Consider the following 21,847-nt stretch of genomic DNA (forward strand, 5'->3'; position numbering starts at 1 on the left):
GTGCAGGAGGTCATGCGGCAGATCGCCGAACGCATGGCCGCACGGGGCCATGACGTCACGGTGGCCACAAGTATGCATCCGGACAGGCGATCGAAGGTCGTCAACGGCGTCAGGATTCGCGCGTTCGTCGCCGGCGGAAAGTCCGTCTATGGCCTAAGCGGCGAGATCGAGGCGTATCGCGAGTTCGTCAGGACGTTCCCCATGGACGCGATCCTGATCATGGCCGCGCAGCAATGGAGCTTTGATGCGCTGTGGCCCGTGTTGGACGACATTAAGGCGCGCAAGGTGTTCATTCCTTGCGGCTTTTCGGGTCTTTACGAGCCCGATTTCGCGGACTATTTCAGAGCGCTTCCGGACATCCTCAGGAAGTTCGATCATCTCGTCTTCAACGCCGAAAGATATCGCGACATCGATTTCGTCCGAAGGATCGGCCTGACCAATTTCACGGTGCTGCCCAACGGTATCAGCGAGGCCGATTTCGAGCGGGAAGCAGATCCCGAGTTTCGGCAGCGGATGGCGATACCGGAAGATGCGTTCCTCTTCCTGACCGTCGGCAATCCGATCGAGGCCAAGGGCCATCGCGACGTCGTCGAGGCGTTCCTGCACCTGGATACAGGCGGACGATCGGCGGTTTTGCTGTCGATCGCGGGATGGCCCGCCATTGAGTCCGGATATCTTCGGCACGTGAAGGCCGCCGTTCGCTTTGCCATGACCCTTGCTGCGCGTGCGGTCGCCGTGATCAGGCGCGAAGGCTGGTCCGGGTTGCAACGGCTAGTCCGGCGGGCGCTGGAAAGATTGCGCCACGCTATCGTCATCCGTCTGGTCAACTCGCGGCTGGGTTATGTCGCCCGCTTTGTCGATGCTGCCGTCCGGCGCGTCAGTCATATCGCGCAGGTCGAAGGATGGCCTGGCATCAAGCGACTTGTTCTGCGCAAGCTTGGCAGGCGCGCGCCCGTCGGCGTGGCCCCTTGTTCCGATATGCAGCCCAAAATGCAACCTGACGGCACGCACACAGCCGCCATGGGCGCGCCGCCGCCACCTGCGCCCCTCGCGAGCATCGAGAGCATCGCCAAGAGGGCCTCCGCGCAGCCGCTCAAGCGTGCGATCCTGACCGATCTGACGCGCTTGGAGTTGATTCAGGCCTACATGGCTGCCGATCTCTTCGTGTTCGCTTCGCGAATCGAATATTCACCGCTGGTGCTGTACGAAGCGGCCGCGGCCGGAACGCCATTCCTGACGGTTCCAGTCGGCAATGCCGACGAGATCGTACGCTGGACTGGGAGCGGGTTACTTTGTGAAGCCACCAAGGATACTCTCGGTTATACGCGCGTCGATCCGCGAAACCTCGCCAAGGCGATGGCAGATTGCATGCGCAAACCGGACGTGCTTGCCCGCTTGGGGACGACGGGACGGGAGCGGTGGCGCAAGCACTTCACCTGGCAGGTCGTTGCCGGGTACTATGAGGACATTCTTTCGGGCAAGCCGCCCGATGTCCGTATCACTGACCTGCAGTCCCCGGATCAGCCATCGCTGGATCCGCCGGGGCAGCCAATCTCGAGCGTAGCATGAAACACGCAGTTATCCTGGCCGGCGGTCGGGGCACCCGCCTCCGGCCGTATACCCTGACGCTTCCGAAGCCGCTGGTCCCGCTGGTGGACACGCCGATCGTGGAGATCGTGATTCGCAAACTGGCGAATGCCGGCTACGATGGCGCGACGCTTGCAATCAATCACATGGGCGATCTGATCAAGGCCTATTTCGGAACCGGCGAGCGATGGGGGCTGAAGCTTCGCTATTCGCTGGAAAATGAGCCTTTGGGTACGATCGCGCCGCTCCGACTGATCAGTGATCTTCCGGACAATTTTCTAGTCATCAACGCCGACGTGTTGAGCGATCTGAACCTGTCGACATTTCTTGCAGATCACGTCGCATCCGGCGCGATCTTCACCATCGGCGCCTCCCGTCGAGACCAGGTCCTGGACTATGGCGTTCTTGGCGTCGAGGGTGAACGCCTGGTGGAATTCAGGGAGAAACCGAAGCTGCCCCAACTCGTCAGCATGGGCATCTATGGCGTCAACCGGCGCGTGCTTGATCATATCCCGCCGACCGGCCCCTTCGGGTTCGATCAACTGATGCTCAAACTCATCGTGACCGGCGAGCCCGTCAATGTCAAAAGACATGACGGCTACTGGCTCGATATCGGCCGACCGGACGACTACGAACGCGCCACCATCGAGTTCGAAAAGGACCGGAAGCGCTTCCTATGACCGACCGTGTGCTGGTGACGGGCGGCAGCGGCTTCGTCGGCCGCAGCCTCGTTCGGTTCCTGAAAGACGCGGGCGTCGACGTATTGGCACCGGGACGCGAGATCCTTGATGTGGCGGCCGGATCTTTTCCCGACGTCTCGGTTGATTGGGTCATTCACCTCGCGGGCCGAACCTATGTGCCGGCGTCATGGAGCGAGCCGGCGGATTTTTACCGTGTCAACGCGCTCGGGACGGTCAACGTTCTGGAATATTGCCGTCGAACTCAGGCCAAGCTGATCCATGTGAGCGGCTATTGCTACGGCATTCCGGAAAGCCTGCCGATATCGGAAACCGCGCCGTTGAAGCCGAACAATCCATATGCATTATCGAAGTGCGCTGCCGAAGAAGCCTGCCGTTTCTTTTTCGAATGCCTGCAGATGCCCGTGATGATCGTGCGTCCTTTCAATATTTACGGCCCGGGACAATCGGCGAGTTTTCTCATTCCGCACATTGTGGAGCAGGCGATCGATCCGGACGTCGCCGCCATCGTGGTGGAGGACGATACGCCGAGGCGAGACTATGTTCATCTCGACGACGTCATCGGCGCGATCGAAAGCCTACGCAGGAGCCCCAAACTCGGGGGCACCTTCAATATCGGCTCGGGGGAATCCTATTCGGTTGCGGAAGTGGCGGAGATGGTGCGCAGCGCCGCCAATGTCAGCAAGCCCTTCGTCAGTCGCGGCAACCGGCGTGTCAACGACATACCGGACGTGATCGCCGATATCACCGCGATTCGGGATGCAGCCGGTTGGTCGCCGTCGATCACGCTCCGGGACGGGCTCCGTGACGTGGTTACTCACGCGAAAGCTCGTGGCGGTTCAGGTGCGGTCGTCTAGGCTGCGACCGGTTTCGATGTGTTTGAAGCCGGGTACGACCGACGCGACGTGGCGCGCGATCTCCGATTTCTCCAACTTCATGCTGGCGTCCGCTGCGATCTCGTCGAGAAACGCTAGGGCCGGCTCAAGGGGAACCGGGGCGGGCACATATCGCAACGCGCTCAGCGCCGCGAATTTGGTCGGTGCCGGCGTCTCGTCGACCGCCACGAATTCTTCATACGACTTCTCACCGCTGGTATCGAGCGGCGTCAGCAGAACGGGATAGGAGCCGCGTTTCAGCTCGGCCTCCGTTGCAGCGCATGCTTCCGCTTCGTGCTCGTAGAACGCAGGCTGCAAACCGAGTTCCTGGAGTAAGGACACGGCGATGTCGACCAGCGGCCGCAAATGCTCGTTCGGATCGAGGCGGGGAAAGGTGATGTGTCCAGCTTCGGCGGCGCCGGCGGTCAACAGACAAATCTCTGCCGCTTCCCTAGGGCTGACAAAGTAACGGCGTACCTCGCGAGGCACGGCCAACGGTTGGCGGCGAGCCAGTCGGTAGAGAAAGCCCTGCAGCAGGCTGCCGTTGGAAAAGGCGACATTGGCAAACCGCGTCGAGGTGACCGAGGAGCCATTGGCGCCGATCGAAAACAGCACGTGCTCCATGAGACGCTTGCTGGCGCCCATCAGGCTTGTCGGATTTGCTGCCTTGTCGGTGGACACCGCAAAATAGCGCTTTCCGTGGCCGTACTTCTGCAGCCATTTGGTGAAACGATGCATCTTGATCACGTTTGTATCGAGCATCTGAATGACGGATGGAACGTCCTTCTCGGAGCGAACATGCTTGTGGGCGGCAAAGTGCAGAACGAGATCGTAAGCCGGCTCCGACTGCAGCAGCCGCTCGGTCGCGGCGCTGCCATAGTCGATCGGCAGCAGGCGGAATTCGCCGCTGACCAGCGACTGCGGGCGCGAGCGGAAGTCGCGGACCAGTTCGACAAGGCCGTTTTCGGCAAGGTCGATGACATGAACGGCGGCAGGGCCGTAAGGGAACAGCAGCTCGAGCGTGGCACTGCCGATGCTTCCGGCGCCGCCGGTGACCAGGATGCGTCGGTCGGCGATCGCCGCCCTCAGCTGGGCATCGCGCGCTTTGACGTCCTCGGCAAAAAGCGAGGTCGTCCGACCTGTCGTCAGACGGCTCAGAGCGGGATCAAAGAACAGGGATCCCATGTCCATCAAACCGTTGCCTGAGAAGGCTTTCATAGCATATCCCATTCTTGCTAAAGGGGGGCAGGTCGGAATCCCGGCTCGGGCAATCTCCCATTCGCAACTTTTTCGTCATCCCGTGCTCTCTTTAAGGTGATCGGTGTCCATTCTGCAAGGTCGTAAATGAGTGCCATGAGCCCTGAATCCCCTCTGCTTGACTTCGAGCTCGTATTGCGGGGAGCGCGTGTATTCGTGACCGGACACAGCGGCTTCACCGGCGGCTGGCTCGTCAGCTGGCTGAAGCGCATCGGCTGCGATGTCGCGGGGCTTGCGCTTGAACCTGCGACCGAGCCCAGCCTGTTCGTGGCGGCAAACATCGCAGACGGGATCTCTTCGACCATCGGCGATATCCGCGATTTCGCCACGGTGCGCGACGCGATTGCACGGCATCGGCCGCAGGTCGTCATTCACCTCGCGGCGCAGCCGCTGGTCTCGAAATCCTTTGCGGACCCGATCGAGGCTTTCGCCACCAACGCGCTCGGCACCGCGCATGTGCTAGAGGCGGCGCGACTCACGCCGGACGTCAAGTGCGTCGTTTGCATCACCACCGACAAGGTCTATCGCGACCAGGACTGGGTGTGGGGCTATCGCGAGCAGGATCCGCTCGGCGGCAAGGATCCCTACAGCGCCTCCAAGGCCTGCGCCGAGCTGGTTGCAGCCTCCTACCGCGCGACGCTGGCCGAGCGCGGCAATGGCGTGCTCATCGCTAACGCCCGCGGCGGCAATATCATCGGCGGCGGCGATTGGTCGGCCAACCGGATCGTTCCGGACTTCGTTCGCGCCGTGACGAAGCGCCAGCCGATCTCGCTGCGCAACCCGGAGGCGGTGCGTCCGTGGCAGCATGTGATGGCGCTGGTCCATGGCTATCTGGTGCTCGCGGCTCGGCTGTTGGGCGGCGACCGCTTGGCCGCGGACAACTGGAACTTCGGTCCGAGCGATGAGGCCGCCCGGACAGTTCGGGATTTGGTCGAACAGCTCAGTGCTAGCTGGACAGCGCCGGAAATTGCCTACGCGCCCGGCAGTTTCCCCGAAACACGCTTCCTCCATCTCGACAGCACCAAGGCTCGAAGCCTGCTGGGTTGGGCGCCCCCTTTATCCTTTAAGGATACGATCGAACTCACCGCTGGCTGGTATCGCGATTTTACAGCCAATCCAGCAGACGCTGCGCAAATCACCGATCGGCAAATCGAACACTATCGTAACGCCTTGAGGAATCATGCCGACCCTTAACGTCCTCGTCACTGGCGCCTCGGGCTTTATTGGGGCTCATCTCGTCGCTCGCCTGCTGTCGGAAGGCAGGCGCGTCACGGTTTTGGCGAGATCATCGAGCGCGCTGCCGCCGGAATGGGACGACCGGATCAGCGTCATTGCCTGCGACGATTTCACCGAGAGGGGCTTGCGGCGGCTGCTTCATGCGCCCTTCGACACGGTCTTCCATCTTGCGGCTTATGGTGTCCGACCGAACCACCGCGACATCGATGAGATGATTCGTATCAATGTGGAGCTACCGGCGACCCTAGTACGGCTTTGTACGGAATGGCGTGCGCGGATGATCATGGCGGGCACCTTTTCGGAGTATCGAAGTCCATCGACCCAGGAACCGCTTACGGAAGATTCGCCCCTAGAGCAGGGCAAGCTCTATGGTTCATCGAAGGCGGCCGGCGGACTCATGGCAAGCGCGATCGCCAAAAGCAACGGCACCGATTTCCGGCTGTTACGTCTCTTCAAGGTCTATGGTGCGGGTGAAGCACCTCATAGGCTTCTGCCGGCGCTCGTTAGCGGCCTGACGAAACGCGAGCGGGTTGCCATATCGGCCGGCACGCAGATCCTCGACTTCGTGTACATTGACGACGTTATCGAGGCCATGCTTCGGGCCGATTCGCATTGTCGCGACAAAGGTGGCATCGCGACCTGGAACGTTTCTACCGGTCGCGCCCATTCGGTGCGAGATTTCGCCGAGCGCGTCGCGGCGGCGATGGGCGCGGATGCGTCCCTGCTTGGTTTCGGTGCAATCAACATGCGTAGGGACGACGAGCCTTGGCTCGTCGGCTCGCCAGATTTGCTTCGTTCGGAACTCGGCTGGCAGCCTTCGGTCGGGCTTGATGAAGGCGTACGTGCTGCGGTCGCCGTGCTTTGCCGCGCCCAGTCAGCGGAATAGGTGCCAAGTGATTAGTGTATCTCTCATCGGCGGGCTGGGTAACCAGATGTTCCAATATGCGGCCGGCAAGGCGCTTGCGGAGCGTCATGGCGTCCCTCTTGCCCTCGACCTTAGCGGATTCCGCAATTATGCGCTCCGCTCGTTTCTGCTGGACCGCCTGCTTGTGCCGGAGGCTGTCGCCTCGTCGGCGCAAGCCGAAATTATGCCGCAGCCCGATAAAAATTTTACGCGCGTCAAATGGAAGGGGCGGATCGATCGGCTGCTCGGGCGGGCCGGCCTGCCGAAGCTTGCGCCGTTGCCGCATGAATATCGCGAGCCGCATTTCCACTACGACTCTGCGTTCGAGGCGCTCGGGCCGCAGACCTCGCTGTTCGGCTATTTCCAGAGCGAGCGCTATTTTGGCTCGATCACGAAGAGCTTGCGTGGCTGGTATTCTCCCCGCGAGCCGTTCGGCGGCGCAGCCGCCGACGTGCTTTCGCGCATCGAAGCCAGCCGGCTGCCGATATCGGTGCATGTCCGGCGCGGCGATTATCTCAATCCTGGTACGGCCGAATTCCACGGCATTCTGGGGGAGCCCTACTACAGCGAGGCGCTCGGCCGCCTCGAAGGAGAGATCGGCGGGGGGACGGAGCTTTTCGTATTCTCCGATGATCCTGTCGCGGCGGAACAGATCCTGAATTTCGTACCGAAATCGCGCGTCGTTCACGTCCGCGGCGATCCGGAGCGGCCCTGGGAAGACATGGCGCTGATGGCACGTTGCCGGCATCATATCATAGCAAACAGCTCCTTCAGTTGGTGGGGCGCCTGGCTCAACGACGCGCAGGACAAGGTCGTCATTGCGCCGCGGGCGTGGTTCGCGCCAAATGAATTGAGGAAAGTCAATACGGCTGATCTTTACCCGGTCGGCTGGATATTGGTCTGATCATTTGCGAGGGAAGCCAGCAAACTCTACAAGGAGATTATCGTGCAACTGACAGCTCGCTCGATCATCCGCAGCCTGGGTCGGAAAGACAAGAAAGCGGCCAATGCAACAGCGGAGCTGGAGCCCGCGTTGCGGGCTTCTGTTCCGGGTCGGACTGCAACAACTGAAATCGCGCCCTCCTGGCCCGATCCGGTCCGCAATTCCACGGCGTCCGAATTCGAGGTCGATCTCTGGACGCTCTCGAGCTTTCTTTTGGAGAAGATCGTACCAGTGGTTGGCACGCACCCGTACCCTCTAAATGAATTGCTGCTCATGACGGCCGCGGCATGCCGCCTCAAACCGTCGGTGGTGTTCGACTGGGGAACACACATCGGGGTCTCCGCCCGGATCTTCTATGAATGCGATCAGGCTTTCGAGCTGGGCTATGAAATTCATTCCATCGATCTGCCGCCTGATGTCGCGCATGTCGAGCATCCCGGTCAGGAACACGGCCGCCTGGTCCGAGGCATCGACAAGGTTCATCTGCATCGCGGCAACGGCGTAAAGGTGGCGCTCGATCAGTGGGAGAGGCTCGGCCGGCCGCGGCGACCCCTGTTCTTCGTCGACGGCGATCACGCCTATGAATCCGTTCGTGACGAGCTCAACGAGATATTTTCGGCCGTACCTGATGCGAGCGCGCTGGCGCATGACACATTCTTTCAATCCGCCGAATCGAACTACAATATCGGGCCAGCACGCGCCGTCGAGGAGATCATGGAAAGATTCCCCTCGCGCTTCCGCGTCATCAAATCAGGCCTCGGGCTGCCGGGCATGACGCTGTTGGCCACGATGTGATGCCAGCGCAAAAACTGCTGCGATCGCCTGCCTAAATATGAGCAGCCTGGATCGGCCGCCTCTCGTGTCCGTCATCATGTCGATGTGCAACAGCGCCGCGACCGTGGGGGCGGCCGTGCGCTCGGTGCTACAGCAGACGCTTGCGGATTTCGAGCTGATCGTGATCGACAACGGTTCCTCCGATCAGAGCGGCGCCATCGTCGCCGGCTTCAACGATCCGCGCATTCGGTTGGTCCGTGAGGCGAGCAGGTCGTGCCTTGCGGTCCGACTGAATCAGGCGGTCACACTCAGCCGCGGCGAGTTCATTGCGCGGATGGACGCTGACGATATCTGCTTCCCGGATCGTCTGTCCCGGCAGGCTGCGAGGTTGCGCGAGGATCCCAGGCTCGATCTTATCAGCTGCGGCGCCGTGGTCTTCACCAGCGCGGGTGAGCTCGTCGGCGAGTTGCCGGTCGGTCGTGTTCATCAGGACATCGTGGCGCGGCCGTTTGCCGGCTTTCCGTTTCCGCACCCTACCTGGTGCGGGCGCGCGACCTGGTTCAGAGACAACCCATACGATTCCAGCATTGGCTATGCGGAAGACCAGGATCTCCTGCTACGCAGCTTCCGACACTCCAGGCTAGGCGCCGTCGATGCCGTGCTGCTCGCCTATCGCCAGGATCATCTCATGCTGAGCAAACTGATTACCGGCCGTCTGACCTTAATGGGATCGCTCTGGCGCCATGGGCTTGCGACCCGCGAAGTCCTGCCGGTGCTCGCAGGAATGACAAACCACATCGTTAAGGCGGCGGTCGATATTGCGACCGTAAGCACCGGCCTGAACCGATCCATGCAACTTCGTCGGTTGAGGCCGATTTCGCCGGCGATTGCGCCTCAGTGGCGTGAGCTGCGACAGGTGCTCCTGGTGCCCACGAACCTCGCCGGAAATCCCGGTCCATGCGCGGCATAGCGGGTCGACCTACGTCGGCGCGCGATCAGTCCTCTACGGCGTGAGCTACCTCGATATGGCCTGACGCTTTCTCTGCGCTGAAGTCCAGACCAGCCGCGGTGATCGGGTTCGAATCGATGCCGCAAGGGTCCGGGAACTTCAGGCGAGGCAGCACCGGACCGTTAAGTCGAGGCTTCCGACCTTACGCGCGACGTTGGTTTGACTAGCGACAACGCCAAGCTCCCGCTTGCCGACTTTTTCATCATCACGGTCCCGAATCCGATCGATGCTGCCAACAGGCCCGATTTGAACGCCATGTTCGAGTGGCGACCCCGGACGCCGCGCTGGTTTCGCGGCAGAGGGACGCCAACGGCCTGAAGCGGCTTGTGGCAAAACTCAAGAGCGTGGCGCCGCGCGTCACCGTCGATCATCTCAAGGTGCACCGGCCCTGAAGCAGCTACCAGTCGGTCGACAACGAGCACGCCATCAGGTCAAGCGCATCATCGTCGAGCCGGGCCAGCGGCTGTCGCTGCAGAAGCACTATCATCGCTCCGGGCACTGGATCGTGGTGTGGGCGCTGCGCGTGTCACCGTCAACGAGCAAAACCGTGCACGAGAACGAATCGATCTATACCCCGATGGGCGCCGCGCATCGTTCCTTGCAAGATCATGCTGGAACTGATCGAGGTCCAGACCGGCAGCTATCTCGGCGAGGACGACAGCATCCGCATCGAGGACGACTACGCCGCTCGGGAAGTGGGATTCGCGGGTCGTTATCTTGGAATACCGTTCGCTGGCCCAAAGCCGACGAAATCGAATCAAGGAGGCGAAGAAAGTGTTTTGAACCTCCATCGCGCTTTGGGTCTTTTGTCCGGCTTGCTCCTTTTGGAAACCCGCAGCATACTTTTCCGAATGTTGCTGTTATGCTGCGCTTGGTTTCCAAAGAGGCTGCATGTCCGATAGATTGCCGCAACCCGCGGTTCGCGATGGATTTCTCGACTGCCTGAAGGGTTTTGCGATCCTCACCGTAGTGGCCGGTCATACGTTCCAAGGCGCGACGCCGGATTTTGACGACTACTGGCCGTTCAAATTCATCTACGCATTCCACATGCCCATGTTCATGTTCGCGTCGGGCATGACGGCAGCGTTTTTCTTCAAGCGGCAAGTCCTCGAACGGCACGGCACCGCGCAAATCGATGTTTCCGTCTTTGGCCTTGACCTCTGGAAGAAGGCGCAGCGTCTTCTCATTCCGTTCTTCACCTGGGCTGTTGTCAGCTACGCGCTGAATCCTTCGGGTGACTTTGTCTCCTACATGGTCAAGGTCATCCAATATCCGGACAATGGGCTGTGGTTTCTGCCGGCTCTTTTCCAATGCAGCATTGGCTTGACGGCGGCAGGCCTGCTCGTGGTTGCGTTCCGTCGCTTGTGTCCGGAAAACTGGTCCATCTCCTGGGACGACCATAGGACCCAGGCTCTTGCCTTCATCGTTGCAACTGTCCTTGTGAACTACGCCAGCCGTTGTCTTCCCAGCGGGCTTGGTCTTTATCTTGCGCGGCTGCACTTTCCCTACGTTGCCGCCGGCCTCGTTTACCAGATCGGGCTTTCGCGCGGTTTGCGGGCTGTTCTTCGTCCGCTTCCCTACGTGATTTTCCTGGCGCTTGTTCCCTTCTGGCACCGCACCGACGTGTCATCGCTCGTCGCTTATTTCCCGCCTTCCTGGGGGCATCCGCGGTCGATCAATAGCATCTACCTCATGATCGTCGCCATGGCCGGTACTCTGGCATTCGTCGATCTTGCAGGAATTATCTATCACCGCTTGCCAGCCTTCCTGGAGCGCTCGCTGGTGTTTCTTGGCCAGCGATCCCTGGATATCTATGCCATCCATTTTCATTTTCTCGGAACGTGGCCTCCGATCATCGCTCCGACATTGTACAGCCTGGCGGTCTCGACGGTGCTGAGACTGAATTCATGGACCGCCTGGATCTTCTTTGGCCAGCGGCAAAGCCTATTGTCGCAAGGTTCGCGTCTTGCCGATCATGCTCCCGTCGCGGTTGATGCGAGGCCGATTGGGCGTGCTGCGCCGTGAAGAAAGCCGACCGGCGGTCAGCATGCTCCATCGCCAAGAGCCGCGACCTCTCATGTCCGTGATGAATACCTGCTTGTCTGCTCCCGCGCGAGTCCATGCAAGTCCACTTACCACGAGCTGTTCGCGGAGGTCAATCCGCGTCGCGGACCATTGGGCCGAGCAGCATTGGCAATGTCTGGTGTTTGCGAACGCCGTATGTTGTTCATCTCCCTCAGCAACATCAGTCGAGACGAAGCTGTGCTCCGTTCAGGAGCGATTCAAACAGGGCGAGGACCTCTCGCGCCTGAACGTAGACCTCCATGCTGATAGCGTGTTGATCGAAGCCGTACGATCGGAGACGCGCCTCGATATCGAGCGCCGCGGAAGCATCCAGTTGCCAGTCCAGGGCATTACCGATGGTGTAGATTTCGGCTACATCCTGGAAATCCGGGGCAATGCCTGCCACATCAATGCGGCGAAGGGTCATCTCGATTGCCTTTTGGCGATAGGTGCTCAGGAGCCTATGCCGCAGAATCCGGTAGCGTTGCATCTCCCAGGAGAGTTCTGCGATGTCGATCGCGAGCAGCCACTCGATGGCAGATCGAGGATCGAGGTCGCGGAAGATGACGGCTTGAAGAGCCAGGTAGTGGTCGATGTTCTCTCCAGGCAGAAGTTGCGGCGTAGGACACAGCGCCGCGAACTGAGGGGGCAAGAGGCTGGCCGACTGTGGTTGAGGAAGGTTGACAGGACCATTCATTGACCTAGCGCCTCTGAAAGCGGGCGCGGAGGCGGCGCAGCAACTGGTGCTCCGTTCGCCAGATGGACGGGACTGCCATCCCAAAGCTGCTTTTCGATCGGCAACGGCGAAATTTGCAGGTTGGTCCACCAGGCTCTTTCGTCTCCGTGTCGGTGTAGGGACTGATGATGCCATCGGCAAAGTGGCACCGTGAACTCGTCGCTGACTTTGCGACCCAAGGTGCGCGGCTGAGCGAACTTCAGGTGATGAGCATCAGCAGGTGTCTTCTGACAGACCAGACAGCCCTGGCTGCGAATAAAAGCGAGGTGATCCTTGCTCCGTCGCCGAGGCGGCTCCTTCGGGAAGGCAAGACCGGTCTGCTCTCCGGGACAGGCAGGTGCGTCAGCGTCGCCGGAGATCTGCGAAGGATGTTCCTCAAGTGGAAGTCGTCCAGCCTCTGACATAGGATGCTGATTTGCCAAATTGATATTGGGAAGGGCGGCTCGCTCGAACCTCTTCTGGTAGGCGGCCTCAAGCAAGCGACCGTCTGCCTCCAGGAGGGTGTTCTTGAGCGGGAGGCTGATCTTGGCCCAGGCAAGCAGCTCCTCGCCGCCCTCCTGAAGAGCAAGCTCGCCCAAGAGCCGATCGAGAAGTTCCGCGGAGCGTTCGGGAGCCAACATCGGCGGCCGGTTCAGGACGCGTCCAGGTGGCTTTCCTTTCGGTCCTGGCAGGGTCTCAGGGTCGCGCGCCGCCGGAGACCCCGTCATGACATCAGGCGCATCCAAATCGTCCTCCCCGGCGATCCCGACCAAGGCGAACAGGGCATACCGGCGGGCATATGTCAGTGCTGCGCCCATCCGGTGCGGTGCTTCAACATCCTTTGAGGCGCAGACCGGAAGGTCTGAGGAGATCCATTCTCCGGAGGCGTGGGCGAGCAGGGTGGTGAGATGGATCTGACCGGTGATCTGCTCGATCCGGGTGGTCTGCATGGTCGCGATTTCCTGCTGACTTAACGTCTTGCGGACGTATCCAGGCCGGAGGCCAGGGAAGCATACCGGAAGCTTCGATCATCCTTACGCGGGAAGGGCGACCGGATCACGGCGGTCAGGGTCTTCTCGGGGTTCGTCAGCTCGGCCTGGGCCCGCGCCAGGGCGGCGGCGATAGTCCCAATGCGCTCACTGGACCGATGCATGGGGTCCCTCCGCCGGCTGGGCTTCGAAGCTGACCGCGCCGGACTTAAAGCGCTTGGCCTTGATGCCGTGACGGGTCGCTTCCTTGGCGTCCTCCGGCATGAGGATCTTCAACTCGGCCTTGGCTGACTCATGTTGTCCGTGCGCGTCTCGGGTTCTTAAGTAAGTGGCCGCCAGCTCTGCCCATTGGTTGGAGGTGGACATGTCGACCACTCTGACAGCCTCCAGCCGCGGGCGGGCGTCTCGATGTTGAACAGAGCGGGCGGCTCCCCGCTCTGGACGCAGCGCCAGAACTTCTTCTCGGCGGTCAGCAGAAGATGTTGATACAGCGGATCGGCGTGGACTTTGATCTCCACCCACTTGCCGCCGCCGGTGATGATCGAGAGGACTGCGTTGCGGCTGGCTGTGACCCACATGTTGTGCTGCAGCTGGGCCATGTGCTTCTCGGCTGCAGCTTCCTCGGTAAAGGCCCAGGGCAGCATGAACTTGGCTTCGAAGACCGCGCCGGTCTGCTCGACGGTCCCGTCCAGCGTTGCCGCCATCCATTTGTGCACGGGGTGACGGACGCGCTTTTGGATGTCTTTGACGGTGTGACCGCTTGCGCGCTGATACCAGGCGCGGTTCAGGACCTCTGTCACGGTGCCGAGCTGAACGATCAAGTTGTCTGAGAGGTCCTCAGGCTCTGCTTCGCCGCGCTTTTCGCGCCAAAGGCGGATGAGGCTCTCTTGGTCATCCCCCATGATGATGCGGGCGTCTGAACCGCCGATGAATTGGCGTCGGTCGTTCGGGTTGAACCTAATGATATGATTTGGCGCATCTGCACCATTCGTTTGAACCGTTGTCACCAGTATCTCCTACGCAAGAACAAGCGGCTGTACCTGCCGCACTGCCTGAAGCCCCGCGTCCGCGAGGCGAGATACCGGCGCTATAATCGGCGTTGCCGCCCGGCCGACTCAGTAACGCTCCAATTGCACGAGAATGCCAGTCCTTTCAGCAGCAACATTGTTGCTTCCTTTAGGGGCAAGAATGGCTCTCGTTCTCACGCGTTTGGGGCGGGTGACGGGAGGCGGAGCAGCATCAAAGCGACAAAACGAAGCCAATCTACGCTTCAACAGTAACCGGCATGAGGCCCACACCTAGCCACTCCTCGGCGTGCGCGCGATACAGCCTGGCATGAGCTGATCGGTGGAGGTGGAACGATGGCAGATGCCATGCTTGATGCCAGGCAGGAAGGTGACTCCTATCGTCGCGTCGAGGTGATCACGGGGGAGCGCCGACGGCGTCGGTGGACGGGTGAGGAGAAGGCCAGGATCGTGGCGGCGAGCTTTGAGGAGGGTGCGAACATCTCCGAGGTGGCGCGGCGCAATGGCGTTTCGCGCGGACTGCTTACGGTGTGGCGACGCCAAGTTGCGGCGGCGGTGGTGGGCAAGGCGCCGAACTTCGTGCCGATCCAAATTGGTGCCGAGAGCGGTAGCGGGACAGCTGGCGAGCCCGCGCGCATTTCGCAGCTACAGACGAAGCCTTTGGAGATCGCCGCGCCGCCGGCCAAGGTTTGCGGGGTGGTTGAGATCGAGGTGAACGGGGCACGCATCCGGGTCGAACCGGGCGTGGAGCTGGCGACGCTGTCGACCGTGCTGGCGGCGCTTCGGGGCATCCGGTGATTGCGCTACGATCTGACCTCAAGGTGGTGCTGGCGACACAGCCGGTCGATTTCCGCAAGTCGGTGCACACGCTGTCGGCGCTGGTGAGCGAAGCGCAGCGTGCGAACCCGTATTGTGGCGACGTCTTCGTGTTCCGCAGCAAACGCATGGACAGAGTGAAGCTTCTGGCGTGGGATGGCAGCGGCATGGTCCTGGTGACGAAGTGGTTGCACCAGGGGCATTTCACCTGGCCGCCGATCCGCGATGGCGTGGTGCATCTCAGTGCGACGCAGCTCGCGATGCTGCTCGACGGACTTGAGTGGACACGTGTGTCACCCAAGCCTGTGAAGCAGCCGTCCGTTGTCGGCTGAGAGGCGAGGATTTCGCTGGAGCCTGCGGCGCGCGGATGTATGGTCCGTTCATGGCGATTCGCCCCGACGTTCTCCCGACTGATCCAGCCGCTCTGACCGAGATGGTGCTCGCGCTTGACGCCGAGAACGAGAAGCTGCGTGTGGCGATGCAAACGCTCAAGGAGATGATCTTCGGGAAGCGCTCGGAGCGGCTTGCCGCGCTCATGGCCGAGCAGCTTGCGCTTGAACTGGACGATCTTGAGGCCGGCGTCACGCCGCCTGCAGTTGCCAACGACGACGCGCCTGCGGCGAAGCCGCTTGGCAAGCTGCCGCGCAAGAAGGCGCGCCGCAACATCGGGGCGCTGCCAAAACACCTGCCGCGCTGTGAGCAGGTGCTGGAGCCGGCCGCAACCGCGTGCCCATGCTGCCAGGGCCAGCTTCACAAGATCGGCGAGGACGTCAGCGAGGTGCTGGACGTGATCCCGGCGATCCTGCGGGTGCTGCGGACGGTCCGTCCCAAATACGGCTGCCGCAGCTGCACCGATGGCGTGGTCCAGGCGAAGGTGTTGCCGCGCCTGATTGAGGGCGGCATGGCGTCGACGGCCCTCGTGACCCACGTGGTGGTCTCGAAGTTCGCCTGGTATTTGCCGTTGTACCGGCAGGTGCAGATCCTGGCCGGCCAGGGCATCCATCTTGACCGCGCAACACTCGCTGGCTGGGTCAAGCGTGCCGCCTGGTGGCTCAAGAGCCTTTATGAGCTGCAGTTGCGGATGATTCAGGCCGCGCCGCGCGTGTTCTGCGACGAGACGCCGATGCCGGTGCTCGACCCCGGACGACATCGCCCCCGCATCTGCCAGTTCTGGGCGCATGCCATGGATGACCGTCCCTGGGGTGGGCCCTCGCCGCCGGCGGTAGCCTACGTGTTCGCCGACAGCCGTGGCACCGAGGCGATCGCCGGACAATTGACCGGCTTTTCCGGCATTCTGCAGGTGGATGGGTATGCCGCCTACAAGGCGCTGGCCCGCGGTCATGGCGGCGCGATCCAGCTCGCCTTTTGTCTCGCCCATGCCCGCCGCAAATTCGTCGAGGTGTTCAAAACGACCGAGTCGCCGTTCGCTCGCGAGGTGATCGAGCGGCTGCAGGCGGTCTATGCCATCGAAGTGGAGATCCGTGGCAGCAGTGCGGAGCAGCGGCTGGCCGCCCGTCGCATCAGGAGCGCACCGTTGATGGCAGCGCTTAAGGCGCGACTGACCGAGATAGTCGGCCAGTTGTTCTCCCAGTCGAAGCTGACAGAGGCGATCAACTATGCGCTCAATCACTGGGACGGGCTGACGCTGTTTCTCCGCGACGGCCGCATCGAGGTCGATTCCAACACAGTCGAGCGTTCCATGCGCCCGATTGCCATGGGAAGACGCAACTCGTTGTTCAGCGGCAGCGAAGGCGGCGCCGAGAGCTGGGCGATCCTGGCGTCGATCGTGAACACGGCAAAGCTCCATGAACTCGATCCGCAAGCCTATCTGACCGACGTGCTGGAGCGTATCGTCTCCGGGCGAACCAGAAGCCATCAACTGCACGAGCTGCTCGCCTGGAACTGGAAGGCTGCGCGCCAGCGCACCGCACAGGCCGCCGCGTGAGGGGACGTCGCCATAAAGAAGCATCGTCATCGATGACCGCCGCCGCGATGTCACTTGCGGAGCTCGAGCGATGGCTGCAGGCTCGCGTCGATCAGCATCCTGCCGCCACCAGTCTCCCCATGCTCGACGGCTACGTCGCCGCAATCGTGGCCGGACCGGTGTCGATGAGTCCACTCGACTGGATCTGCCCGCTGCTCGCCATCGATGCCGATGCCTTCAACCACGGCGGCACCCCGGAGTTCGCAGCCATATCGGCCGTCGCGCTGCGCCACAACGACATCAGCAACACCCTCTCGACCGCACCCGACCGGTTCGCGCCGATGCACCGCCGCAAACCCAGTGGAGACGTCGATCCGCGACCCTGGTGCCAAGGCTTCTATGCCGCGATGCGGCTCAAACTATCGGCGTGGGCCCCGTTGCTGGACGCCAGAGGCATCAATCACGGCCTAATTCTGCCTATCCTGTTGCATTGTCGCGACGATCAGGGCCGTCCGCTGCTGGGACCACCACGAAGCGGCCGCGAGACCAAGAACTTTCTGCGTAACGCCCACGCCGATATTCCGGCGGCGGTCGAGGCCTTGCGGCAATACTGGATGCCGATCCGCTACGCCCGCGCTCGCTGATCACCGCAGACGTGGGAGCTCATACCGGTTACCTTCAACAGCGAACAGCTGAATGCAAGGCGCGGGGCGCAGAGGAGCGTCTTGTCCGCCCGGGACTTGTTGAAATGGAGCAGTGATTGTCGGAAGATCGGCAGTATTGCTCCAGACGTGGGTGAATGAGCTTTGAAACGTCCAGCAGTTTTCTTTGATCGTGATGGCGTCCTCAACGAGGACGACGGCTATGCGTTTGATCCGGATAAGATCCGGTGGGTCGAAGGAGCCCAACAAGCCGTGAAAGCAGTCAATGAGGCAGGGTACTTTGCCTTTGTCGTAACGAACCAATCAGGAGTTGCGAGAGGCCTTTACGAGGAGCGGCATGTTCGCAACCTGCACGAATGGATGTCGCGTGAGCTTGCTGTTGTTGGTGCGCATATCGATGCGTTCGAGTTCTGCCCACATCACCCCGATGGACTGATTGAGAGATACCGTGTCCTCTGCAACTGTCGCAAGCCGCAACCGGGGATGATTAGAGCCCTGCTTGAACGGTACCCAGTGGATCTCGATGCAAGCTTCATGGTCGGGGACAAGCAGAGCGACCTCGCCGCAGCGGGGGCGGCTGGCATCGCGGCCTATCTGTTTGATGGGCCTAACCTCCATACCTTTATCGCGCCGCTGTTGACGGCTTGGTCCCGCGATCTTCCTCATCAACATCGTGGCGTCCCGGGAACGGAGGATTAGCGCCGTCGATTAGCGATCGAGATCGGTCGATCGCTAATTCTCGAAATCAAGGAGGGAAGGTGGCGACAAGGAGACAAATCGAAGCCAATCGCGCAAACGCGACGAAGAGTACCGGCCCGCAAACAAGTTGTGGGAAGGCAATATCGAGCCGCAACGCCTATCGGCATGGTCTTTCTCGTTGGGACGATTCCGAAGGTTCTAGTTTCGCCGGGTTCGATGCACTTCTTGCGGAGGAGTTCAAGGGCGCCGGTATGGAGCTCGCACTTCAAGATTTGGCTCAGGCCAGGAATCGACAGGAGCGGCTGCGAATGCTTCGGTTAGGTCTGATCTTAGCCGTTATAGAGAGCGCTGAACCAAAGCAGATGAGACTTCTGTCGAGCTTGGAGCGTTACGAGAAGGCCGCCCTGTCGCGGCAGCGGCGAGGGCTCAAACGAATGAAGTGGAGCAACGGATGAGGACCTCAAGCTGGCTAGGTCCATAGAAGCGAGGCTCGACGGGCAGGTAGTACGTCGGCGAACATCGCCCCCATCGACGGTGCATCGCTGCTGGATTTATTTCGACGTCATGGAGGCGGCATAAACTACCATTGGGCCCTCGCCATCGGGCGGTCGATCCCGGCCGGTCGATAAGGTCCTCGCTGGATCGATTCAAGTCCGAGCTGTCGAGTGAGCTAGTTGCGTACGGATCGGCGAAGGGCTGAAAAAGACCCCAATGGCCGTCTCGCTAAGCGTACCGAAAAACAGAAATGGAACTTGCGTCGTCGGGCAAAACAGTGGTTCATAGGGTGCTGGTCCAGCGCAAATGGAGCCCAGCCAATGGCCAACGAATGCAAGTCTTTGTCCGATCTGCCGGAAGTAGCCAAGCTTAACGGAGAATTCCGAAAGAATTACGGAATGGTTCTCGGAGCGTTCCTGTACCTGCGCTCAATCAGCGCCGCCCGTGGGCGTTCCTGGTTTTGGACTGCATTGCTTTCGGCCGCTTGCTCGACGGCGCTGGCTTGGCTTGGGAAGCGAATGCTGCTGTGAGCAGCCAGGTTATAGCTTCCCAAAAAAAGGCTATTGCCCGTCGGGAAACGATAAGGGCCCTCGATCTCGTGGGCAACGGGGGAGGCGACCCCTAGAAGAGCCGCCTAGACCATACCGCCAAAGTCGATGTGTTCCTTGGCAAGCTCCTCGGCTTCCTAGGCGAAAGCGGCGGGCTTAGTATCGAGGTAGGGATGCTCAGAGGCTGGCATGATGGTTCGGATGTTTTAACCATCCGCACGTGTGATGCGGGCAACACAGAGGTTGTGGCCGTGCTCAAACCGCTGGATGTAATACTGCTTGTACGTAATCAAGAAGCTCGAACGCAACTGACGCTGGCACAGGCTCTATCTACTTGCCCCGCCCTGCCGCATAACGGGTGTTGATGGGTAGTTAATGTCCGCGAGTCTGAACCGACCCGGAACGACGCAACGGTCGTTGATAGCTGCGCCGTCGTCCGTAAGCTAAAGGGTTGCGAGGAGCACTAGTTTGAGACATTGCTGCAGGGTCAGCACTTGGCGATCCCCGATCTGATTAGCCAGCCCGGCTTGGATCATCTCAATTCCCATGTCGTCTGGCCAGCACGGATCAGGGCTCTGCGAAAACACAGCGCGTCACCAATTCCGCAGCGGAAGCCGTCGTTCCTAACTGAGTCGAGCAGCCCTCCCGTGCAGGTCAAACCAAGTTTAAACCAAGTTTAATGAGCTTCTCTCTCGTTACTCATCGATTCACGGCGCTTGCACTTTTGGTGGGCGACCTCGCTTTGGGCGATTCGGCCTGATCTTTGGTGGTGTCGCAGGTTCGACTGCCAATCTGACTTGCAAAGCTCCGAACAGGTTTAGGACACGTTTCAGTTGCGGATCGACGGTTCCTCCGAAAGTTTTGTACACTGTCGTCCGCATGACCCCCAGTTTAAGGGCCAAAGCGCTCACGTTTTGGGATTTGACGACTTCGCTCAATCCAAGGATGGCCTCGGCAGGGTCCTCTCGACCGAAAGCTTCTGTCAAGCGCGCCGCAATCGCCTCGGAGCCGCCTGGTGCGGGTGCGACTCTGGGTACCACGTTCATGGCCGCTAGGAGCTTGAGAACCCGGCTCAATTGAGGGTCGATTCGGCCCCCAAATGTTTTGTAAAGAGCATCCCGCCTTAGTCCGGCGTCCCGCGCCAGCATCTGCACATTTTGGGCGACAAAAACCACATAAAGAGCTGCCCGCGCTCGTCCTGGGTCGTTTTCTCCAAAGTTTTCAGTTAGATAAGAGGATATTCCCGCTGGGTTGTCGCGGAGCAATACGTTTAAATCTGGGCTATCATCCTCCAGCATCACCGGGCCTTTGTCCGTCACTGTGGCCGCCGAGCTACAGCAATTCTGGCGAATGCGTCTAGATTACCTCAATCGGACATTGACCGCTTGCACTTTGGGGACCTGAAAATGAAGAAGACTTTGCTCGCGCTGGCCGCCGTTGCGGCGATGACCGGTTCGGCCTCAGCGGCTGACCTCGCGGCCCGTCCTTATGCGAAGGCTCCGATGCCGGCGCCCGTCGCCAACTGGACCGGCTTCTACGTCTTCGGCGGTGGCGGCGGCGGCATCTGGGACGCCGATACGTATTCTCAAGTTGCAGCAACGGGTGCAGCACTTAGCCTGCACCAAAATCAGGGCGGCGACGGCTGGTTTGGCACGGTCGGCGCCGGTTACGACTGGCAGTTCAGCGGCACCTGGGTCGCCGGTGTGTTCGCCGACGGTCAGTTCGGCAGTTTGAGGGGCAACGTTCAGGATCCCTTCAACGCCGTGACCGGCAAGCTCAAGATGGAAACTGCTTGGGCCGCTGGTGTCCGTGTTGGTTATTTGATTGCTCCGAACGTTCTCTCTTACGTCAATGGCGGTTACAGCGGATCGCATTGGTCCGGCTCGACCTTGCTCGGCAGTTTCACTGGCCTTCCGACTGGTTTCCACACCGACTCGTTCAACCGGCATGGCTGGTTCGTAGGTGGTGGCGTGGAGAACAATTTGAACATCTTCGGCATCCAGTCGCCCGGTTGGTTCATGAAGACGGAGTATCGCGCCGCTTACTATGATCGGAAGAGCATCGATGCGCTGTCGGACGTCGGCAACGTGCCGGCGGCGACTAACCTTTCGTTCAAGCCGTGGGTTCAGACTATCAGCACCTCGCTGGTCTATCGATTCAACTGGACCGGTCCGGTCGTCGCGAAGTACTGATCTGATCCCACGATCAAGCGTCAAAGCCCCGGCATCGCCGGGGCTTTTTTTTTTTGGTGGCGCCCCTGCTTCGAGGTGGCCTCCGGGAAAATTACGCTGCACAGCGGTGACGGAAATGCACGTTAAAGGGGGCAGGTCGTGTCCGCGCTGAGGGTTTTCACGCCGTGTGCCGCCTTCAACGGTGGATACACCCCGCGCTGACGGGGTGGTCGGCGTGATTTCGCAGGCTGCATTCGCTGCAATGATTGCGGTTCTCGCAAGGAGCGTCCATTGCACTGCCGGCCGCCCGTATGTGCTTTATTGTCGACCATGCCCGGGACTCGATGCCGGCTTCTAGTTGCTCGGGTCTACAGAGCCGCGGGTCTCGATCCCTGGTCCATGTGCAACAGAAAACGAGCGATTCGCGGCTCGTAAGGCGAGCATCGAAGCCTTTAG

At 60.8% G+C, this 21,847-nt stretch carries 19 protein-coding genes and 3 pseudogenes; 17 read left to right on the forward strand and 5 right to left on the reverse strand.

The window, feature by feature from the left end:
• The 3 genes from XF30_RS14070 to XF30_RS14080 are packed head-to-tail and all read left to right on the forward strand — an operon-like array spanning position 1 to position 3,142.
• Positions 1 to 1,569, forward strand: a complete 1,569-nt coding sequence (locus XF30_RS14070; protein ID WP_109143066.1) for a glycosyltransferase family 4 protein — start codon at positions 1 to 3, stop codon at positions 1,567 to 1,569.
• Positions 1,566 to 2,267 (forward strand): nucleotidyltransferase family protein, encoded by a 702-nt coding sequence (locus XF30_RS14075; protein WP_109143067.1) that lies wholly within the window; start codon positions 1,566 to 1,568, stop codon positions 2,265 to 2,267. The genes XF30_RS14070 and XF30_RS14075 overlap by 4 nt, the downstream gene beginning before the upstream one ends.
• Complete coding sequence (locus tag XF30_RS14080; protein ID WP_109143068.1) at positions 2,264 to 3,142, forward strand: NAD-dependent epimerase/dehydratase family protein; 879 nt, start codon at positions 2,264 to 2,266, stop codon at positions 3,140 to 3,142. The genes XF30_RS14075 and XF30_RS14080 overlap by 4 nt, the downstream gene beginning before the upstream one ends.
• On the opposite strand, the gene XF30_RS14085 is transcribed toward XF30_RS14080, so the two are convergent.
• Positions 3,125 to 4,378, reverse strand: coding sequence for a polysaccharide biosynthesis protein (locus tag XF30_RS14085; protein ID WP_244608949.1), 1,254 nt, complete (start codon positions 4,376 to 4,378; stop codon positions 3,125 to 3,127). The two genes, XF30_RS14080 and XF30_RS14085, sit on opposite strands and share 18 nt — an antisense overlap.
• A gap of 135 nt (positions 4,379 to 4,513) precedes the next feature.
• Between XF30_RS14085 and rfbG the strand changes: the two genes are divergently transcribed.
• From rfbG to XF30_RS14120, 7 genes and pseudogenes are all read left to right on the forward strand, one after another.
• Complete coding sequence (gene rfbG / locus XF30_RS14090) at positions 4,514 to 5,611, forward strand: CDP-glucose 4,6-dehydratase (protein ID WP_109143069.1); 1,098 nt, start codon at positions 4,514 to 4,516, stop codon at positions 5,609 to 5,611.
• Positions 5,598 to 6,539, forward strand: a complete 942-nt coding sequence (locus XF30_RS14095) for an NAD-dependent epimerase/dehydratase family protein (protein WP_109143070.1) — start codon at positions 5,598 to 5,600, stop codon at positions 6,537 to 6,539. Before rfbG ends, XF30_RS14095 begins: the two co-directional genes overlap by 14 nt.
• The gene (locus XF30_RS14100; protein ID WP_109143071.1) at positions 6,484 to 7,461 is read left to right on the forward strand and encodes an alpha-1,2-fucosyltransferase; all 978 of its coding nucleotides are present in this window, start codon (positions 6,484 to 6,486) and stop codon (positions 7,459 to 7,461) included. Before XF30_RS14095 ends, XF30_RS14100 begins: the two co-directional genes overlap by 56 nt.
• Before the next feature lie 42 nt (positions 7,462 to 7,503).
• Positions 7,504 to 8,295, forward strand: coding sequence for a class I SAM-dependent methyltransferase (locus XF30_RS14105; RefSeq protein WP_146207704.1), 792 nt, complete (start codon positions 7,504 to 7,506; stop codon positions 8,293 to 8,295).
• A gap of 64 nt (positions 8,296 to 8,359) precedes the next feature.
• Positions 8,360 to 9,244 (forward strand): glycosyltransferase family 2 protein, encoded by an 885-nt coding sequence (locus XF30_RS14110; protein ID WP_158284379.1) that lies wholly within the window; start codon positions 8,360 to 8,362, stop codon positions 9,242 to 9,244.
• Between the two features lie 296 nt (positions 9,245 to 9,540).
• Positions 9,541 to 9,966: pseudogene (cpsB, locus tag XF30_RS14115) on the forward strand (mannose-1-phosphate guanylyltransferase/mannose-6-phosphate isomerase); the annotation flags it as partial.
• 208 nt (positions 9,967 to 10,174) lie between these two features.
• Positions 10,175 to 11,308 (forward strand): acyltransferase family protein, encoded by a 1,134-nt coding sequence (locus XF30_RS14120; RefSeq protein ID WP_109143074.1) that lies wholly within the window; start codon positions 10,175 to 10,177, stop codon positions 11,306 to 11,308.
• 220 nt (positions 11,309 to 11,528) lie between these two features.
• On the opposite strand, the gene XF30_RS14125 is transcribed toward XF30_RS14120, so the two are convergent.
• From XF30_RS14125 to XF30_RS14135, 3 genes and pseudogenes are all read right to left on the reverse strand, one after another.
• Positions 11,529 to 12,044, reverse strand: a complete 516-nt coding sequence (locus XF30_RS14125) for a hypothetical protein (RefSeq protein WP_225129278.1) — start codon at positions 12,042 to 12,044, stop codon at positions 11,529 to 11,531.
• A pseudogene (locus XF30_RS14130) lies at positions 12,041 to 13,215 on the reverse strand (ERF family protein). The gene XF30_RS14125 and the pseudogene XF30_RS14130 overlap by 4 nt, the downstream one beginning before the upstream one ends.
• Positions 13,199 to 13,953 (reverse strand): annotated as a pseudogene (locus XF30_RS14135) (YqaJ viral recombinase family protein). The pseudogenes XF30_RS14130 and XF30_RS14135 overlap by 17 nt, the downstream one beginning before the upstream one ends.
• A gap of 459 nt (positions 13,954 to 14,412) precedes the next feature.
• Between XF30_RS14135 and tnpA the strand changes: the two are divergent.
• From tnpA to XF30_RS14170, 6 genes are all read left to right on the forward strand, one after another.
• Positions 14,413 to 14,874 carry an IS66-like element accessory protein TnpA gene (gene tnpA / locus XF30_RS14140; RefSeq protein ID WP_109143075.1) on the forward strand — a complete coding sequence of 154 codons (462 nt, stop codon included), beginning with the start codon at positions 14,413 to 14,415 and terminating at the stop codon, positions 14,872 to 14,874.
• Complete coding sequence (gene tnpB, locus XF30_RS14145; RefSeq protein WP_109143076.1) at positions 14,871 to 15,224, forward strand: IS66 family insertion sequence element accessory protein TnpB; 354 nt, start codon at positions 14,871 to 14,873, stop codon at positions 15,222 to 15,224. Before tnpA ends, tnpB begins: the two co-directional genes overlap by 4 nt.
• Positions 15,225 to 15,274: 50 nt before the next feature.
• Positions 15,275 to 16,837, forward strand: coding sequence for an IS66 family transposase (gene tnpC, locus XF30_RS14150; RefSeq protein ID WP_109145706.1), 1,563 nt, complete (start codon positions 15,275 to 15,277; stop codon positions 16,835 to 16,837).
• Positions 16,838 to 16,869: 32 nt separating this feature from the next.
• The gene (locus XF30_RS14155; protein WP_109143077.1) at positions 16,870 to 17,460 is read left to right on the forward strand and encodes a YecA/YgfB family protein; all 591 of its coding nucleotides are present in this window, start codon (positions 16,870 to 16,872) and stop codon (positions 17,458 to 17,460) included.
• 162 nt (positions 17,461 to 17,622) lie between these two features.
• Positions 17,623 to 18,177 carry a D-glycero-alpha-D-manno-heptose-1,7-bisphosphate 7-phosphatase gene (locus XF30_RS14160; protein ID WP_109143078.1) on the forward strand — a complete coding sequence of 185 codons (555 nt, stop codon included), beginning with the start codon at positions 17,623 to 17,625 and terminating at the stop codon, positions 18,175 to 18,177.
• Between the two features lie 815 nt (positions 18,178 to 18,992).
• Positions 18,993 to 19,202 carry a hypothetical protein gene (locus XF30_RS14170; RefSeq protein WP_109143080.1) on the forward strand — a complete coding sequence of 70 codons (210 nt, stop codon included), beginning with the start codon at positions 18,993 to 18,995 and terminating at the stop codon, positions 19,200 to 19,202.
• A gap of 725 nt (positions 19,203 to 19,927) precedes the next feature.
• Here the strand turns inward: XF30_RS14170 and XF30_RS14175 are convergent.
• On the reverse strand, positions 19,928 to 20,539 hold the full coding sequence (locus XF30_RS14175; RefSeq protein WP_109143081.1) for a helix-turn-helix domain-containing transcriptional regulator: 612 nt from the start codon (positions 20,537 to 20,539) through the stop codon (positions 19,928 to 19,930).
• Positions 20,540 to 20,626: 87 nt separating this feature from the next.
• On the opposite strand from XF30_RS14175, the gene XF30_RS14180 reads away from it, so the two are divergent.
• Complete coding sequence (locus XF30_RS14180) at positions 20,627 to 21,412, forward strand: outer membrane protein (RefSeq protein WP_109143082.1); 786 nt, start codon at positions 20,627 to 20,629, stop codon at positions 21,410 to 21,412.
• Positions 21,413 to 21,847 lie beyond the last annotated feature (435 nt).

This window comes from Bradyrhizobium sp. SUTN9-2, assembly GCF_003122645.1.
In the GTDB taxonomy this organism is placed as follows: domain Bacteria; phylum Pseudomonadota; class Alphaproteobacteria; order Rhizobiales; family Xanthobacteraceae; genus Bradyrhizobium; species Bradyrhizobium yuanmingense.

Bases quoted from the DNA above. Each gene is read 5' to 3' on its own strand.
- XF30_RS14075 (WP_109143067.1), top strand. From the start codon at position 1,566: ATGAAACACGCAGTTATCCTGGCCGGCGGTCGGGGCACCCGCCTCCGG.
- XF30_RS14080 (WP_109143068.1), top strand. From the start codon at position 2,264: ATGACCGACCGTGTGCTGGTGACGGGCGGCAGCGGCTTCGTCGGCCGC.
- XF30_RS14085 (WP_244608949.1), bottom strand. From the start codon at position 4,378: ATGAAAGCCTTCTCAGGCAACGGTTTGATGGACATGGGATCCCTGTTC.
- rfbG (WP_109143069.1), top strand. From the start codon at position 4,514: ATGAGCCCTGAATCCCCTCTGCTTGACTTCGAGCTCGTATTGCGGGGA.
- XF30_RS14095 (WP_109143070.1), top strand. From the start codon at position 5,598: ATGCCGACCCTTAACGTCCTCGTCACTGGCGCCTCGGGCTTTATTGGG.
- XF30_RS14100 (WP_109143071.1), top strand. From the start codon at position 6,484: ATGAAGGCGTACGTGCTGCGGTCGCCGTGCTTTGCCGCGCCCAGTCAG.
- XF30_RS14120 (WP_109143074.1), top strand. From the start codon at position 10,175: ATGTCCGATAGATTGCCGCAACCCGCGGTTCGCGATGGATTTCTCGAC.
- XF30_RS14125 (WP_225129278.1), bottom strand. From the start codon at position 12,044: ATGAATGGTCCTGTCAACCTTCCTCAACCACAGTCGGCCAGCCTCTTG.
- tnpA (WP_109143075.1), top strand. From the start codon at position 14,413: ATGGCAGATGCCATGCTTGATGCCAGGCAGGAAGGTGACTCCTATCGT.
- tnpC (WP_109145706.1), top strand. From the start codon at position 15,275: ATGGCGATTCGCCCCGACGTTCTCCCGACTGATCCAGCCGCTCTGACC.
- XF30_RS14155 (WP_109143077.1), top strand. From the start codon at position 16,870: ATGACCGCCGCCGCGATGTCACTTGCGGAGCTCGAGCGATGGCTGCAG.
- XF30_RS14170 (WP_109143080.1), top strand. From the start codon at position 18,993: ATGGCCAACGAATGCAAGTCTTTGTCCGATCTGCCGGAAGTAGCCAAG.
- XF30_RS14180 (WP_109143082.1), top strand. From the start codon at position 20,627: ATGAAGAAGACTTTGCTCGCGCTGGCCGCCGTTGCGGCGATGACCGGT.